Annotated in this window: 13 protein-coding genes; 6 read left to right on the forward strand and 7 right to left on the reverse strand. The window is 34.3% G+C overall.

Annotated features, from left to right (window positions below):
- Positions 1-28 precede the first annotated feature (28 nt).
- A complete protein-coding gene (locus AB5359_RS08815; protein WP_003656911.1) occupies positions 29-469 on the reverse strand; it encodes a GNAT family N-acetyltransferase in 441 nt (146 codons plus the stop codon).
- Between the two features lie 237 nt (positions 470-706).
- Here AB5359_RS08815 and AB5359_RS08820 point away from each other — a divergent pair, with 237 nt between their 5' ends.
- The 3 genes from AB5359_RS08820 (at position 707) to AB5359_RS08830 (ending at position 4,591) form a co-directional block, all read left to right on the forward strand.
- Positions 707-2,050: an MFS transporter gene (locus AB5359_RS08820; RefSeq protein ID WP_048685874.1), complete on the forward strand. Its 1,344-nt coding sequence runs from the start codon at positions 707-709 to the stop codon at positions 2,048-2,050.
- Positions 2,051-2,103: 53 nt separating this feature from the next.
- Entirely contained in the window at positions 2,104-2,502 is a 399-nt protein-coding gene (locus AB5359_RS08825) for an iron-sulfur cluster biosynthesis family protein (RefSeq protein WP_020807450.1), read from the forward strand.
- Positions 2,503-2,713: 211 nt separating this feature from the next.
- Positions 2,714-4,591, forward strand: coding sequence for a DNA mismatch repair protein MutS (locus tag AB5359_RS08830; protein ID WP_048685871.1), 1,878 nt, complete (start codon positions 2,714-2,716; stop codon positions 4,589-4,591).
- A gap of 56 nt (positions 4,592-4,647) precedes the next feature.
- On the opposite strand, the gene AB5359_RS08835 is transcribed toward AB5359_RS08830, so the two are convergent.
- A complete protein-coding gene (locus AB5359_RS08835; RefSeq protein WP_048685869.1) occupies positions 4,648-5,298 on the reverse strand; it encodes a Crp/Fnr family transcriptional regulator in 651 nt (216 codons plus the stop codon).
- A 143-nt stretch (positions 5,299-5,441) separates the two neighbouring features.
- Here AB5359_RS08835 and AB5359_RS08840 point away from each other — a divergent pair, with 143 nt between their 5' ends.
- Positions 5,442-5,999 (forward strand): hypothetical protein, encoded by a 558-nt coding sequence (locus AB5359_RS08840; RefSeq protein ID WP_048685868.1) that lies wholly within the window; start codon positions 5,442-5,444, stop codon positions 5,997-5,999.
- A 245-nt stretch (positions 6,000-6,244) separates the two neighbouring features.
- Here AB5359_RS08840 and AB5359_RS08845 read toward each other — a convergent pair whose 3' ends face one another.
- Positions 6,245-6,655: a hypothetical protein gene (locus tag AB5359_RS08845; protein ID WP_048685866.1), complete on the reverse strand. Its 411-nt coding sequence runs from the start codon at positions 6,653-6,655 to the stop codon at positions 6,245-6,247.
- Between the two features lie 116 nt (positions 6,656-6,771).
- Positions 6,772-7,620 carry a helix-turn-helix domain-containing protein gene (locus tag AB5359_RS08850; protein ID WP_048685864.1) on the reverse strand — a complete coding sequence of 283 codons (849 nt, stop codon included), beginning with the start codon at positions 7,618-7,620 and terminating at the stop codon, positions 6,772-6,774.
- Positions 7,621-7,715: 95 nt separating this feature from the next.
- On the opposite strand from AB5359_RS08850, the gene AB5359_RS08855 reads away from it, so the two are divergent.
- Complete coding sequence (locus AB5359_RS08855; RefSeq protein ID WP_048685861.1) at positions 7,716-8,975, forward strand: MFS transporter; 1,260 nt, start codon at positions 7,716-7,718, stop codon at positions 8,973-8,975.
- A gap of 271 nt (positions 8,976-9,246) precedes the next feature.
- A complete protein-coding gene (locus AB5359_RS08860) occupies positions 9,247-9,798 on the forward strand; it encodes a cysteine hydrolase family protein (RefSeq protein ID WP_003649742.1) in 552 nt (183 codons plus the stop codon).
- 60 nt (positions 9,799-9,858) lie between these two features.
- On the opposite strand, the gene AB5359_RS08865 is transcribed toward AB5359_RS08860, so the two are convergent.
- From AB5359_RS08865 to spxB, 3 genes are all read right to left on the reverse strand, one after another.
- Positions 9,859-11,412, reverse strand: coding sequence for a ClC family H(+)/Cl(-) exchange transporter (locus AB5359_RS08865; RefSeq protein ID WP_003649741.1), 1,554 nt, complete (start codon positions 11,410-11,412; stop codon positions 9,859-9,861).
- Positions 11,413-11,503: 91 nt separating this feature from the next.
- Entirely contained in the window at positions 11,504-12,892 is a 1,389-nt protein-coding gene (gndA, locus tag AB5359_RS08870) for an NADP-dependent phosphogluconate dehydrogenase (RefSeq protein ID WP_048685859.1), read from the reverse strand.
- Between the two features lie 144 nt (positions 12,893-13,036).
- Entirely contained in the window at positions 13,037-14,845 is a 1,809-nt protein-coding gene (gene spxB, locus AB5359_RS08875; protein WP_368279799.1) for a pyruvate oxidase, read from the reverse strand.
- Between the last annotated feature and the right edge of the window lie 96 nt (positions 14,846-14,941).

Genomic DNA, 14,941 nt, shown 5'->3' on the forward strand with positions numbered 1-14,941 from the left:
CTGACCGTTTTTTATTTTCCCGACAAAATTATTTTAAAATCATTTTTTCTTTGGTTTCTTCTACAAATCCGCGACTTCCGTATAGTCTTTTTGCTCTGATATTTGTAGAAAAAACTTCTAAAAATGCTGGACGTTTTAGGTAAGGAATTGCAGTATCTAAAAGTTTACCTCCTATACCCTTTCCTTGATATTCCCTTAACACGTAAATATAGCCTAGTTCATTCTTCCTAAAAGCAACAAATCCTACTACATGACTGTCGACTTCCGCTACATAAATTGTTTCTGAAAATAGTTCTTCTTTGTATACTGCCCTTTCAAGTGGAGCATATAAATCAACTGCATTACCCACAATTAATTCTTGCATTCTCGCTTCATCATGTACTTTACATAATTGAACATAGTCTGTATTTTTATATTTTCTGATAATTACTTCTTCTGACATAACTAACCTAATTTCTATTTGAAACATCAGGAGAAATAAACTCCTGATTAACGACTAAATTGGCTAGCTTTTCTACGTAATCTCATTTTTTTACCCGCTTTCTGAATTTTTAGCAATATTAGCAGATAATTAAATTAGTGTCAATATTTAAGCAAAGATTAATCTATCTTTGCATCAATTAAAAATCTTTGTTAGGGTGGAATGTATACTTTAAATTTTTAAGGAGGATTTTTTCGAGTTAATCTAAATGATTTAACTCATGTTATGAAAAAAGAAAATCAGAATAATACAAATAATATTAAAGAAAAAAAGAATTATAAAAAAGCACCTCTCATGCCTATTCATTTACGAGTATTTATGGCTGTCTTATTAGGTCAAATCGCCTGTGGCTTTGCCTTAGGCATTTCTGGTACAGCTCTTTCTAACGCTAGTAAATATATCCAAATTAATGATCTTTGGACTGGATTAATTGGTGCTGGATCTTTAATTGGACTAGCTGGCAGTATTCTAATTGGGCGTTTATCAGATAAGATTGGTAGACGGAAATTATTAATGCTCAATATGTATATTTTGGGTACTTTATCTCTACTGCAATTACTAACTAATAATCTTCCCACTCTTTTTATCATTAGAATTTTAATTGGATTAATGATTGCCGTTGATTATACCGTTGGGAACGCTCTTTTAACTGAGTGGCTTCCTAAAGGAGAAGACAGCAAAAAGCAAAGCCACTTGCTTATCTACTGGACAATTGGATTTATTGCTTCATATATAACAGGTACTTTTATTAGCGGCTTTGGCTCACATACTTGGCAAATAATCTTAGCAACTGGGGCCATACCAGCTTTTATTGCCGCTATTTTCAGATCTATTTTTCCTCTACCTGCCTCCCCAAGCTGGCTTGCAAGCCGTGGTAAAGTCAAAACAGCTAATAAAGTTATTAAAAAGCATATGGGACGTAAATGGGGCATCCCTAAGAAACTCAAAAAGTCTAAGCCAGTCAAGGAAGTTTCCTGGACAATATTATTTTCCGGGAAATATTTACGTCGTACTCTAGTTGGTGGACTCTTTTATGCTTGCCAAGCCTTTGCATTCTTTGGCATTAGTATTTTCCTTCCAATTCTCTTACAAAGTATGCATCTTACTGATCAAAAGATTTCCGGTATTATCTATAATGGCGGCATGTTCATTGGAGTTATTCTCGGAATCTTACTTTTCAATAAAATTAGTCGCCGCGCATTTCTTATCAGTAATTTTTTGCTCTCAGGTATTCTAATTGGCTTTTTAGCTATTGACAAAAACCTTAATTTAAATATTCAACTTACTATCTTTTGTATTTTTGCAATTATCTTATCTTCTGGTTTAGTACTTGATTACCCATATCCAACTGAACTATTCGATATTAAGGTTCGTGGAACCGGCGTTGGAACTTGTATTACTATCAGCAGATTTGGTGCCGCAGCAGGTACCTTTTTACTGCCAATTTTGACTAATCAAGGCGGTGCAACCTTATCAATGCTAATCTGCGCAATTGTTCTTTTGGCCGCCTTTATCATCTGCCTAATTTGGGCACCTGAAACCTCACCAAAGTTTAAGCAAAATAATTGATTCTATTCTACTTTTTTCTAAAATAAAAATAGAAAGAGTCAGGAGGGATTAGTATGGTAAAAATGACAATTAGCCAAGACGCAATTAACTTTCTTAAAAATCGTGGTTATGATAAACATGAAATAATTTTGATTGTTGATGGTGGTGGCGGTGATTATTCAATTGAAGGTGGATCTTGCAATATTGGCATGGATTACTCTCTAATTTCACTAGATACAATGAAACATGATTCACGCTATTCAGTAAAAATAGAAAATAATGCTGACTTTGAAATTTATACCTCCGATTATGATTTAGCTTTTTTAGGCGATAACTTGGTTCTAGATATCCACGATACTACCTTACGCCTTCGTAACGATTCTGGCATTTTAACTGGTGCTGTTAAGATTGCTAAGGCAAGCTTTCTTGCCGAGCAAGCTAAAAAAGGTATTATAAGTCAAAAAAATTGTTAATTAATAGTTTTACTCTCAAATATAAATTTGAGAGTTTTTATTTACCCTAATTTATAATGATTTTTTAGTAAAAATGTTATATCATTAAAATCAATAATTTAGAAAAGGACATATTGCTATATGATGCTAATTGTATTTTAGTCTCAAGGGACTAATTTACTTTCCCTTGAGAAAAAATTAAAATCTATTTTCTTAAGGAGAAAAAACAAAATTGAATAATACTGACGAAATCGAATTTTCACGTGTACGTAAACTTGTCTCTCACTATGCTGTTTCACCCGAAGCAAAAGACAAAATTCTAGTTCAGCCACTTGCCACTAAATTAGTTAAAGCAACTGCTTTACTTGATGAGACTGCAGAAATGGTCTGGATTTTAAATCATGGATTACACATACCCTTTATTAGTTCAGATGCCTTGACTCCTATTTTAAATAAGGTAAAAAAAGGTTTTATCTTAAATCCAGCAGAATTAGAACAAGTAGCAGACTTCATTAGAGTTACGCGTCTATTAGTGCGCTTTTTTAACAAGCAAAGAAATAATACTCCAATTATTGCAAGTTATTGTGATACTTTAACTATTTTAGACACACTAGAAAGCGAAATTTATAATGCTATCGAACGCGGACAAGTTTCTGATAATGCAGACAAAGATCTCGCTAAGTTAAGACAAAGAAGCAATAAATTAAGCACGAATATTCAAGATACGCTGCAAAAATATTTGCAAAGTAAAAAATATCAAACTATGATGCAAGATTATCAAATAATTCAAAAAGATAATCATTATACCCTCCCGATTAAAGCAAGTTTTAAACATACTTTTGGTGGAAGTATTATCGATCATTCTAATAATGGGAATACAGTTTTTATAGAACCCACTAAAATCGTGCATCTTACCCAAGAAAAAGCAACTGTTGAAAATCAGATTTATTTAATTGAATCTCAAATTTTAGGCGATTTATCAGCAAAAATTTATCAAGAATTATCTCAACTAGAGGCAAATCTTAATATTATTATCGACCTAGATTGTATCCTAGCTCGTGCAAAATACTCTCAAAGTATTAATGGCAGACGACCATTGTTAAATGAACAAAATCAACTTCAATTAAACGAAATGAGACACCCTCTTTTATCTAATCCGGTTCCTCTTTCACTTAATTTAAATTCTACTAAGCGAGGTTTAATAATCACAGGTCCTAATGCAGGCGGAAAGACTGTCACTCTAAAAACAGTTGGTTTGGCCATTGCAATGGCAGAATTTGGACTATTCTTACCAAGTTCAGGAATATGCTCAATTCCAGTAATGACGGCTATATATACTTCAATTGGCGATCATCAAGACCTGGATAACTCTCTGTCTACATTCTCTGCTGAAATGAAGCAAATGTCTTATATTGTCCAGCATGCAACAAAATACAGTCTAATTTTATTAGATGAATTAGGCAGCGGTACAGATCCAAACGAAGGTGCTGCCCTTGCTATTGCTCTGCTGCAAGCATTACAGCTAAAAGGCAGTCTAATCTTAGCAACCACTCACTATAGTGCAATAAAAGACTATTCTACTAAGCATCCCGCTTTTATCACTGCAGCTATGGACTTTGATCTAAAGACACTTGAGCCAACATATAAGTTACTGTTAAATCAAATAGGAACCAGCCGTGCTCTATGGATAGCTGAAAAGAATGGGATGCCTCAAGAGGTTTTAATGGAAGCCAATAATTTCTTAAATACTGGTAGGTTTCCTTTAAATCAAAGTCAAATTAAATTTAAAAATCATTCGAAAAAAATTAAATCTACAATTTCTTTTAAAAAAGGTGATCGTCTTAAAGTCCCGGAGTACGAACAAGATGTTTTATTCTATCAAAACTCGGATCTTGCAAATCAAATCATTATCTTTGTTAATAAAACTTTTAAGACAATACCAATTAAGGGAGCTAAGCTAGTTAGAAAGGCAAAAGATCTTTATCCAGAAGGTTACAATCTTGACCTATTATTCATACAAGATTGGAAAGAATATAAATTAAACAGAGATTTAAATCGTGGCTCTAAAAAAGCCTGGAAAAAATTGAAAAAAATAGACAAACTTAGATAATAATATGAACCCAGAAATTCGGACAAGAATTTCTGGGTTTTATTTACCGACTCCTTTTACTTTGCAATTGTGATAATTTTTTTATCGACTTGAATTTTATTTTCCTTAGCCAATTCTTTTAACTTACGACTTAAAGTTTCTGGCGTAATGCCCAAATAACCAGCTAGGTCTTTTTTCTTAAGATCTAGCTTTACTTTATTTGTACCTTGTTTTTTTGACAAATCATTCAAATACGCCATAATTCTTTGCTTAGCATCCATTGAATTGCGACGCACTGTATTTTTCTCCGCAGTGACTAATTTTTGACCAAAATCATTGAGTAGACTTAAGGCTAGATCTGGCGTTTGACGAACTAATTTTTGAAAATCATTCCGTGTCATCGAACACACCCAAGCATCAGTAGTTGCCTGAATAAAATTCTCACGAGCGCTAGTCGAAAATAAATGTTCTTGGCCTTCAGAATCACCCTTATTCAGCAAGCCTAAAATCGTCTCTTTACCATTTTCATTAAGACTATAAACTTTAGCCTTTCCCTTATCCATGACAAGCAGCCCGTCTTTTCCATCAAAGGGTTGGCGAATCAAACTGCCTTTAGGAAAATATTCTTGATGCGTCGAAATGGTAACTAGCTTTTTTCTAAGTGATTCTGGAAAATCCTTAAATAAAGTGGCATTACTCAAACAAGCAAGTGGCGAATGTTTTGTCATTTTACATACTTCTTTCTTGATATAAATCAATTTTATTATATCCTATCTTTTTATAATTAACTTGTAAGCACTGATAAATGAATTTTCAAGCTTTTCGATTTATGATAGAGCTGAAGTGTTACTTAAAAGAAAGGATCGTTATTATGACAAAATATATTGCTCACATTAACCCATTAAATGCAGAAAAAATTGGTTGTCAGCCCCATGGGACAGCCGAATTTACCGAAAATGGCGATCAACTTCACATTAAAGTAGAAATGTTTGATACACCAAAGAATATCGAACATTGGGAACATTTCCATGGCTTTCCTGATGGTAAAGTCGCTCAGGCTGCAACTATGGCTCAAGATGTCAACCACGACGGCTTTGTCGATTTACCTGAAACTAAACCAGTATCAGGAACTACGATGGTGCCACTTGATGCGGATCCTGCCAAAATGAATATTCCTAACAATACTTACCCTGTCGCTGACAGCAATGGTTATTACGAATATGAAATTGATGTGCCTTTGACCGAATTACAAGAAAACTTCAAAAAAGCTTTCGGCAGCACCGATCTTCAATTAGATAAACGCGTAGTTTATGTCCACGGAGTTCCTGAGAGCATTAAATTGCCGGACACTGTTAAGGGCTGTGTAATGGATTATGATACTCACACTACCTTGCCAATTGCCGCAGGAAAGATTGAAAAAGAAGATTAATTAGATAATTAAAATTAATTGAATATTTATTCTAAAAAGCTGTTACTAATAATAGCTTTTTATTTTTATGTGTTTCATTGAGAGAGTATTAATTTTGTCGATACATTCAAGTACGTAGTTGTGATCTGATACTAATAAGACTATCGAACAGATGCAAGTTTGCACGATCCTAATGTATCGTCACCATCTGTTTAAATGAATGAATACACGAAAAAACGCAGCTTTGACTGCGTTTTTTTATTCGTTTAATATTTTTTTAAAACTATCATTACGCTTATCGCAAATACAACAATTAGACTGCCATACACAGATCCAAAATATACAAGCGGTGTCATATCAGTTTTTATTGCTGTTAAATATAAAACTAAAAAGATGATAGCAAGTATCGCAAAAGTTACACTTAAAACTACTAAATTTTTATGTTTATTGCCTTTAACATCGACTGTTATGCCCATTTCTTGAAGTGCAGATATAGCTATAGTTAGTAAAAAGATAGCCACTAACGGTAAAGTATATCCAGATTCAAATCCGTGTAAGATTGATTGTATAACAATACCTACAAGTATTAAAAATGATTGAATATAAAACAGATTACTGTTGTTTCTTCTTCTTTTTTCTCTTACTTTATTCGTTACAGTTTTACTGTTTTCGTCCATGTTTTCCACCATCCTTTTTTAATTTTAGATAAATTATACTATATTTTTGTTTTTTTTAATTATTCTTTTATTTTTCAATACGTTTTTCAAGGACAATGGCTCTATCTATATTTGACTCAAAAATTATCTTTAATGAATTTTCTGAGTTCATTGCTGTATTCTTTCATACCTGCATCTTGTAGAGTTTTAATAAAATTCTTGCACTTATTTATTTTTCCCGCATCATTACTATTTTTAATTTCAATTATATTTTTGAAAAACTCAATATCTATTTTATAAAAAAGCAATTGTGGCGTAGTTTTTATATTTTGAATCTTATTAAGAAAGTAAGAGACGTTTTCAAATTTATCATTTTCAATAGAAAAAATAAGAATATTGCATACTATGGCTAAAATAAGTTCCTGAATATTAGAGTCATTGGTGGATTGATACTGTTTTAAAATGTTCCGCGTAATTATTTCATTATCTGATAAGCTATAAAATCGCATAAAGTCGCAGTAAAGCATTAGCTTGTCTTGAGTATAAGATGGAATGTCAAAAATTTTATTTTTAATAGTCGATGTGAGCTTTTCACTATTTAGTTTTGGATTCATTAATGCTAAAAATCCATTAGTCATTAATGTTTGATAGTTTTTATCATATTCGCTTAAAGTACTTTCGTGAATAATTTTCTTAATATTATGCATCTGCTCTATATTATTAGTGTAATAAGCTTCAATCATCATATTTTCCAATTCTTTTGTTTGGCGGTATGAATCATCGCTTTTTTGACTAAAGTTATTAAAAAATTCCTGTACAGAAATATTGTTATATTGAAGCAAGCCTATTAAATTGTCCGCTGTAATTTGACTTATATTCTTTTCTACTTTTGAATAATAAGACTGCGTAACAATTGAACCAATAAATTTTCTTTGGCTCTTGTTTTGTTTTAAACGATATTCTTTCAAAAGACTGCCAATCATCATATTTATCCCTCTTCGCAACGAGTCATATATGACTTATTTTACTATATATATCGCTAATTTGCTAAGCTCAACCTAATTAAACGAGGTGAATATGAATGAATATATTTTTAACTAATAAAAATTATCGTAGATTTTCAATTGCTAGTTTTCTTTCTAGTGCAGGTGATATTCTTTTCTACTTGGCATTTATGACTTATGCAAGTAAATTAAAAAACTATTCTTTAGCACTTTCATTAATTGCCATTTCAGAGTCTTTACCTAAATTATTTACAATTTTTGGTGGCTACTTTGCAGACAAAACGCAACATAAATTTAAAAATATATTTTTAAGCGCCATTATTCGTTGTGCTTTATATAGCATCGTTGGACTTCTATTTATCAGTAATGTCAATCAATGGAGTTTAGTAATTATTGTTGTAATAATTAATTTAATTTCAGATACATTTGGAGCTTATTCCAGCGGATTAGTTTCACCATTAGTCGTTGATCTAGTAGGAAAAGATCATTTCGGAGAAGCAGAGGGTTTTACTAATGGGGTTAATGAAGTTATTAATATAGCAGCACAGTTTGTAGGCTCAGCATTGCTGCTAATTATGTCATACTCATCCCTTGCGTTTTTAAATGCTGTTTCATTTTTACTTGCTGGAATTTTGTTTGCGAGTGTGGGACTGAGGCAAAAATCTACTGCGTCGCTTAAAAGCCATGAAATTAATACTCAATCGTTTTTGGTAACAATAAAGACGTCTTTCAAGCAAGTTAAAAAGCAGGCTGGTCTTTTAGGGGTTGTCTTGATTGTTGCAGTTTTGAATGGATCGCTAAGTTCAATGGGATCATTAATTCCAATTATGATAGCAGCTCATAAAACAGCAATGGTAATTTCAAGATATAGTTTTACGATTGCTTTGATGGGTGTAGTAGTAGCTTGCGGAGCTGCTTTGGGAAGTATGTTTGGTACGCAGTTGTTTAAGAAATTCACAATTTTTTCTATGACAATTCTAGCCACTTTAATCGCCTTAATGACCACTTTTGCGATTTTTGCAACTAGTATCTATCTTGTTTTAGGATTGTATTTTTTATTAGCATTAACAGCCAGCGCAACTTCAATCAAATTGACACAATGGCTAGTAACGTCTGTCGAGCATAAGATTTTAGCTTCTACTGTCGGTCTATTAAACACTATTTTGATTGCGTCTGCTCCTTTGATGACTACTATTTTAACAACTGTTTCAGGTGCAACCAATATAAGATATGCCCTTATTTTGCTTGTAGTTTTAGAAGTAATTACTTTTTTGATAGAACTTAAAGTAAGTCATAAGGTAAAAGCAGCCTCAATCATATCTTCTATAAAGGAGTGAAATATTTATTTATACCACTTTTTTATGTCTCAACAGTTCAAGAGATTAGAACAGTCACTTTGCATGATTTTTCATAATTTGTTGCGGTGGTGCAAGTTTAGCCATGCTGGTCTGCAGCATTGTATTACTCGCAAGTTTCATTATCTGCTTAATTTGGGCACCAGAAACTTCACCCAAATTCAAAAAAGAATAGCTAATTTTAAAGTCTCACTTGAGGCTTTTTCTTTTGTGGCTCATAATAGCCATAATTATATTTATAAAGGAGAATACTATGACTCAAGAAGCACTCTTAATCATCGATTACACTAATGATTTTGTTTCAGACAAAGGCAGCTTAACTTGTGGCAAACCTGCTCAAGAACTTGAAAATGAAATTGTCAATTTAGCAGATTCATTTTTAAAGCAAAATAAATGGGTAATTATTCCCACTGACCTACATTTCCCAGGAAATAAATATCATCCCGAAACTAAGTTGTTTCCACCGCATAATTTACCCAACACTTGGGGTCGGCAATTATATGGCAAGCTGCAAACTTGGTATGATGCCAACAAAACAAATGATCATGTCATCTTCATGGATAAAACGCGCTATTCTGCTTTTGCAGGCACTAACTTAGATCTTATTTTAAGAGAAAGAAAAATCGATACTCTGCATCTGACTGGTGTCTGCACCGATATCTGCGTCCTTCATACGGCAATGGATGCATATAATCGTTGCTATAATTTAGTAATTCACCAAGATGGTGTTGCAAGTTTTGATGAAAATGGACATAAATGGGCCTTAAATCATTTTAAAACTTGCCTAGGTGCGACTATACTTTAATTACAAAAAATAAGCCCTCTAGCTTAAATTTGAGCTAGAGGGCTATTTTGTATATTTAAGCTATCCATCTAATTCGACACCTTGCAATTTTTTAATTGCATCATAGACTTGTCCGCGTCGATTTTGATCAACAGCTAGCACTAATAAATCGCCAGCTGCAATCACAGTGTCTCCGTGAGGAATAATATCTTGACTGCCGCGATGAATAACTTTAATTAAGGTATCATCCGGCCATTTAACATCTTCTATCTTTTCATCGACTAATTTACTGCTTTCATAGACTGGGATTGAAATTTGATCTTCTTCGCCGCACAATCCCTTTTCACTAGATTTTGGCTCCATAGCAGCCGCTAAGCTATCATAAATTGGACGGCCGCCAAGTAATTGGTCAACTAACAAAGCAATAAATGCTACAACAGCTAACGGCATTAAATGTAACAGCGATCCGACCATTTCAGTAATTAAAATAATCGCTGTAAATGGTGCTCGAATAATTGCTGCAAAATAACCAGCCATGGCAAAAATAATTAAATTAATAACTAATTTTTGTGGCAATAATCCCAGCTGCACCATAAATAGACCGTAAGTTGCGCCAATTAAAGCACCCATTGTTAAAATTGGTAAAAAGATGCCGCTCGGCAGACCCGAATCATAAGAAACAATTGAAAATGCAATTCTAATTACATAAAAAATCGCCAGCATCCCTACTAAATTCCAACTGCTATAAGCAATTGACTTAGGCAAAGACAAAATCAAATGATTACCTGGTCCAGTAATTAGCGGCAAATAATACATAATCGGCATTAAGATCACTAGTGGAATCAATCCGTGTAGCCAGCGCGGAATAAAAGTGATTTTTGCATAAAGCTTTTTAAAATTAAACAAGCCCAATTTATATAAGTGTCCTAAAAGTCCTAAAATAAGTCCTAATAACACTAAATGCCAATAAAGTGGCATTGGGAAGGAATGATTGTAAGCTAAAGCTAAAGCTGGTTTTTGACCAAATAAGTTAGATACGACAAAGTTCGAGGCAATCGCACCCACCAAGGCATTCATCCACACACGTGGCGAAAAATTGTGAAAAATTTCCTCTAAAACAAACAACGCACCACTTAAAGGGGCACCAAAAGCAGCTGATAAACCACTGGCAGCACCTGTTGCTAGCAAAACTCGTGAATTTGTTTTAGTTTGCTTAAAGCCTTGGCCGACTCCTTGACCAATTGTGGAACCTAATTGAAGCGATGGTCCTTCTGGTCCTAAAAACAAGCCTGTTCCAATAACCATAATGCCGCCGATTAACTTTCGCCACAAAATCGGCCACCATTGCAAAGTTAATTTTCCTTGCATTTGTAATTTAACTTCCGGAATACCCGACCCACCAACGTGCGGATATTGTTTAACAAAATATCCTGCAATTATGCCAGTTAATGCCAGTCCTGCTACGATTACAATAAACCATAATGGATTTTGGTGCGACTTTTTAAATAAATCGAGCCAAAAAGCTTCGGTTTTACCAATTCCATATCTAAAAAATCCCACTACAACTCCAGCAATTAATCCCACGCATAATGCTTGCAGCATTAATTTGAGATTGCTTTTTTCCCCGTATCTCATACTTTCCCGCTTTCTGATTGATATAAATATTATTTTAACGCAAAAAGTCACTACAACTGCAGTGACTTTTATAGTTTCATGTGAAACATTATTATTTTTCTTCGTACCATTCAGTATGGAAAGTACCTGGACGATCATTTCTTTGGTAAGTGTGAGCACCAAAGTAATCACGTTGACCTTGAATCATATTTTGAGGCAAACGTGGGTTAAAGATAGATTCTAAGTAGTTCAAAGCTGCGCTAAGAGTTGGAGTTGGTACACCTGCATCAGCAGCAACTTTAACAACTTCTCTTAAAGCACTAATATTTTCTTTCTTTACCTTATCGAAAAATGGAGCCTTGAATAAGTTTGGTAAGTCTTTATCAGCATTATAGGCAAACTTAATATCATGAAGCATTTGTGAACGAATAATGCATCCAGCTTCCCAATTTTGAGCGATAGTTGAGTAGTGCAAGCGCCAATTATAAGCCTTTGCAGCCATTGTTAGTTGCTCAAATCCTTGTCCATATGAAACAGCCATTGCTAAATATAAAGCTTTCGCAAGTTGATCAACTAAATCTTTTGGAGCCTTTTCTGGATCAATCTTTGGTTCAGGATCATCTCTCAAAGTTGCTTTCGACATAAAGCGTGCAAGAACAGCTTCCGCAATTACAGTAATTGGAGCGCCAAGACGAATTGCATCTTCAAGCATCCAGTTACCAGTTCCCTTGTAAGAGGCTTCATTTAAAATATGATCAATAATGTGGTCATCAGTTAAATTATCTTTTTGCTTTAATACTTTCGCAGTAATTTCAATTAAGTAAGCTTGAAGTGCGCCTTTATCCCAATTCTTAAAGATTTCGCTCATTTCATCATTTGAATAGTGACCAACAGTACGCAAAACATCGTATACTTCAGAAATAATTTGCATAATACCATATTCAATACCGTTGTGAACCATCTTCACATAGTGACCACTTCCAGCTGGCCCAATATAACCAACACATGGTTGACCAGTTGGAGTCTTAGCAGCCATTGCTTCAAGAATTGGTGATACTTCTTCATAAGCCTTTTCATCGCCACCTGGCATTAAAGCTGGGCCATTTAAGGCACCTTCTTCACCACCAGATACACCCATTCCGATAAAGTGAATGCCATGTTTTTCCATTTCTTCATAACGACGATTAGTATCATGGAAATTAGAGTTACCACCATCAATTAAAATATCGCCCTTATCTAAAAGAGGCAATAATTTCTGTAAAGTCTCATCAACTGGTTTACCAGCCATGATTTGAATTAAGATCTTACGTGGCTTTTCTAATGAATTTACAAACTCTTCCCAAGTATAAGTAGGCTTTAAATCTTTATCTTCATATTTTGCTAAAGCATCAACCTCTGGTTTATCAATTGAAAATCCAGAGACAGAGTAGCCATGATTCTTAACGTTTAAGGCAAGGTTTTTACCCATAACGGACAAGCCAATAACCCCAAATTGTTGCATATTTTTGCCTCCACATATTTAATAAAATTCTTCATCTACTAGTATACTTTTTTATTGCAAATTTCGCACAATTTTGCTTACTTTTTATCAAAAAAATAAAGAGTTCAACTATGTGAACTCTTTATTTAATTATTTCCTAGGAAATTAATGACGTGATGCGCCTGATGAAGCATCTTCCTCTGCTTCGACTGGTTCTGCATCAGTGTGTTCAGAAGCACCTGATGCGGCATCTGCTTCAACACCATACTTGCCAGCAAAGTAACTAAATGGTTTCAAAGCTTGGGCATCATACTTAGCAACGAATGCTGGATCATCCAAAGTATTCAACTCAGTTGAATATGGCATATCATGAGTAATCTTACAGTCAATTAGAACTGGACCTTCCATTTGTTGAGCAGCTGTTACTGCATCTTCAAATTCTCTCTTATTGCGAACAGTAAAGCCCTTTACATTCATACCTTCAGCACTCATTGCCCAATCGTTATCAGGAAGCTTTACACCTGATAATGGTTGATGTGATTCATCAACTTGTTCAGCTTCAATGTAGCCTAAAGTTTCATTAGTGAAGACTACGTTAATTACATGCATGTTGTAACGTGCTTGGGTCAAAAGCTCTTGGTTCATCATAGCAAAGCCACCATCACCAGCTAGGTTCCAAACTTCACGGTTTGGATAAATAGTTGCTGCAGCAAGAGAAGCTGGAGCACCATAACCCATAGTTGCATAGAGTCCTGAAGTAGTCCATTTTTGATCACCGTGCAAGTGCATTAGACGATCAAAGTTAATGTTTACGTTACCAACATCTACTGCAAATACTGCATCGTCAGCTGCTTTTTTGTTGATGACATCAAAAATTGGTTCAACTCGCATTGGAATTTCATCTGAATCATTAAAGCTTTCAAGCCAAGCTTCCCAGTTTTCACGGTCAGCAAGAGCTGCCTTATACAATGGAGATTCTGGACGACTTTCACCTGCTTCAATTAAAGCACGTAAAGTCTTCTTAGCATCAGCTAACATTGGAACAGTTACTGCATGGCGTTTACCTAATCTCTCAGAATTAATATCAATTTGAATTACTTTTGCATTAGGGTTAAAGAAGAAGACTGAGAATGGTGAATTATTACAAACCCAAACAACTAAATCAGCATGAGTTTGAATATCGTTACTTGGCTTAGCACCAACACGACCAATTGAACCCATATATGCTGGAAATTCATCTTCAACAATTCCTTTTCCTAGAACTGATGAAACTAGTGGCATCTTGAATTTATCAGAAAATTCTTTCAGTTCCGCACTAGCATCTTCAGCACCATGACCAAAGTAAACAATTGGATTTTCAGCATTTTTAATTAATTCAAGCGCCTTATCAACCTGTTCCTTACGAGGTGCTGGGAAGTTAGGTACAACTTTATGCGCTGCAGCATTGTTGCGGAAATTATCCTCGATTTTGTCCCAACCAAAGTCCTTAGGTAAGATTAAAACTGCTGGACCTTTTCTTTGATAAGCTTGACGAATTGCTTCATCCATCAAAACTGGAATTGATTCAGCTGTTTTTGCTTGGTGATTCCAAACAGCAACAGGATCAAACCATGGCTTTTCATCAAAAGCTTGGAAGAAGTCAATATCTTGACGGCTTGTTGGAACGTTAGCAACAATAGCAACCATTGGAGTCTTATCATATTTTGCATCATAAAGTCCATTCATTAGGTGAACTGCACCAGGACCAGCAGAACCAAAGCAAACTCCAACTTTGCCACTAATCTTATATTCAGCAGAAGCTGCTAAAGCACCAGCTTCTTCATGTCTTACTTCAATAAATTTTATCTTATCTCTCCAGTTATGAATTGCGTTCATTGTTGAGTCAAATGAACCACCTGGGAAACCGTATATATGGTCAATTCCCCAGTCATACAAAACTTGGAACATTGCATCTGAACCACTAATTTTCGTCATAGTCTATAAGCATCTCCTTAATGATTTTTCTTACACCTTGATTAAAGCACATTTATTAACTAATTGAAAGCGTTTGCCATAACTGATATATCAATA

The sequence above is a fragment of the Lactobacillus sp. RTP31084st1_F9_RTP31084_210423 genome (genome assembly GCF_040919545.1).
Classification (GTDB): Bacteria; Bacillota; Bacilli; order Lactobacillales; family Lactobacillaceae; genus Lactobacillus; species Lactobacillus paragasseri.

Coding starts and splice junctions, on each gene's coding strand:
- gndA (WP_048685859.1), bottom strand. CDS start 12,892: ATGCAACAATTTGGGGTTATTGGCTTGTCCGTTATGGGTAAAAACCTT.
- AB5359_RS08855 (WP_048685861.1), top strand. CDS start 7,716: ATGAATATATTTTTAACTAATAAAAATTATCGTAGATTTTCAATTGCT.
- AB5359_RS08835 (WP_048685869.1), bottom strand. CDS start 5,298: ATGACAAAACATTCGCCACTTGCTTGTTTGAGTAATGCCACTTTATTT.
- AB5359_RS08850 (WP_048685864.1), bottom strand. CDS start 7,620: ATGATGATTGGCAGTCTTTTGAAAGAATATCGTTTAAAACAAAACAAG.
- AB5359_RS08860 (WP_003649742.1), top strand. CDS start 9,247: ATGACTCAAGAAGCACTCTTAATCATCGATTACACTAATGATTTTGTT.
- AB5359_RS08825 (WP_020807450.1), top strand. CDS start 2,104: ATGGTAAAAATGACAATTAGCCAAGACGCAATTAACTTTCTTAAAAAT.
- AB5359_RS08865 (WP_003649741.1), bottom strand. CDS start 11,412: ATGAGATACGGGGAAAAAAGCAATCTCAAATTAATGCTGCAAGCATTA.
- spxB (WP_368279799.1), bottom strand. CDS start 14,845: ATGACGAAAATTAGTGGTTCAGATGCAATGTTCCAAGTTTTGTATGAC.
- AB5359_RS08845 (WP_048685866.1), bottom strand. CDS start 6,655: ATGGACGAAAACAGTAAAACTGTAACGAATAAAGTAAGAGAAAAAAGA.
- AB5359_RS08840 (WP_048685868.1), top strand. CDS start 5,442: ATGACAAAATATATTGCTCACATTAACCCATTAAATGCAGAAAAAATT.
- AB5359_RS08815 (WP_003656911.1), bottom strand. CDS start 469: ATGTTTCAAATAGAAATTAGGTTAGTTATGTCAGAAGAAGTAATTATC.
- AB5359_RS08820 (WP_048685874.1), top strand. CDS start 707: ATGAAAAAAGAAAATCAGAATAATACAAATAATATTAAAGAAAAAAAG.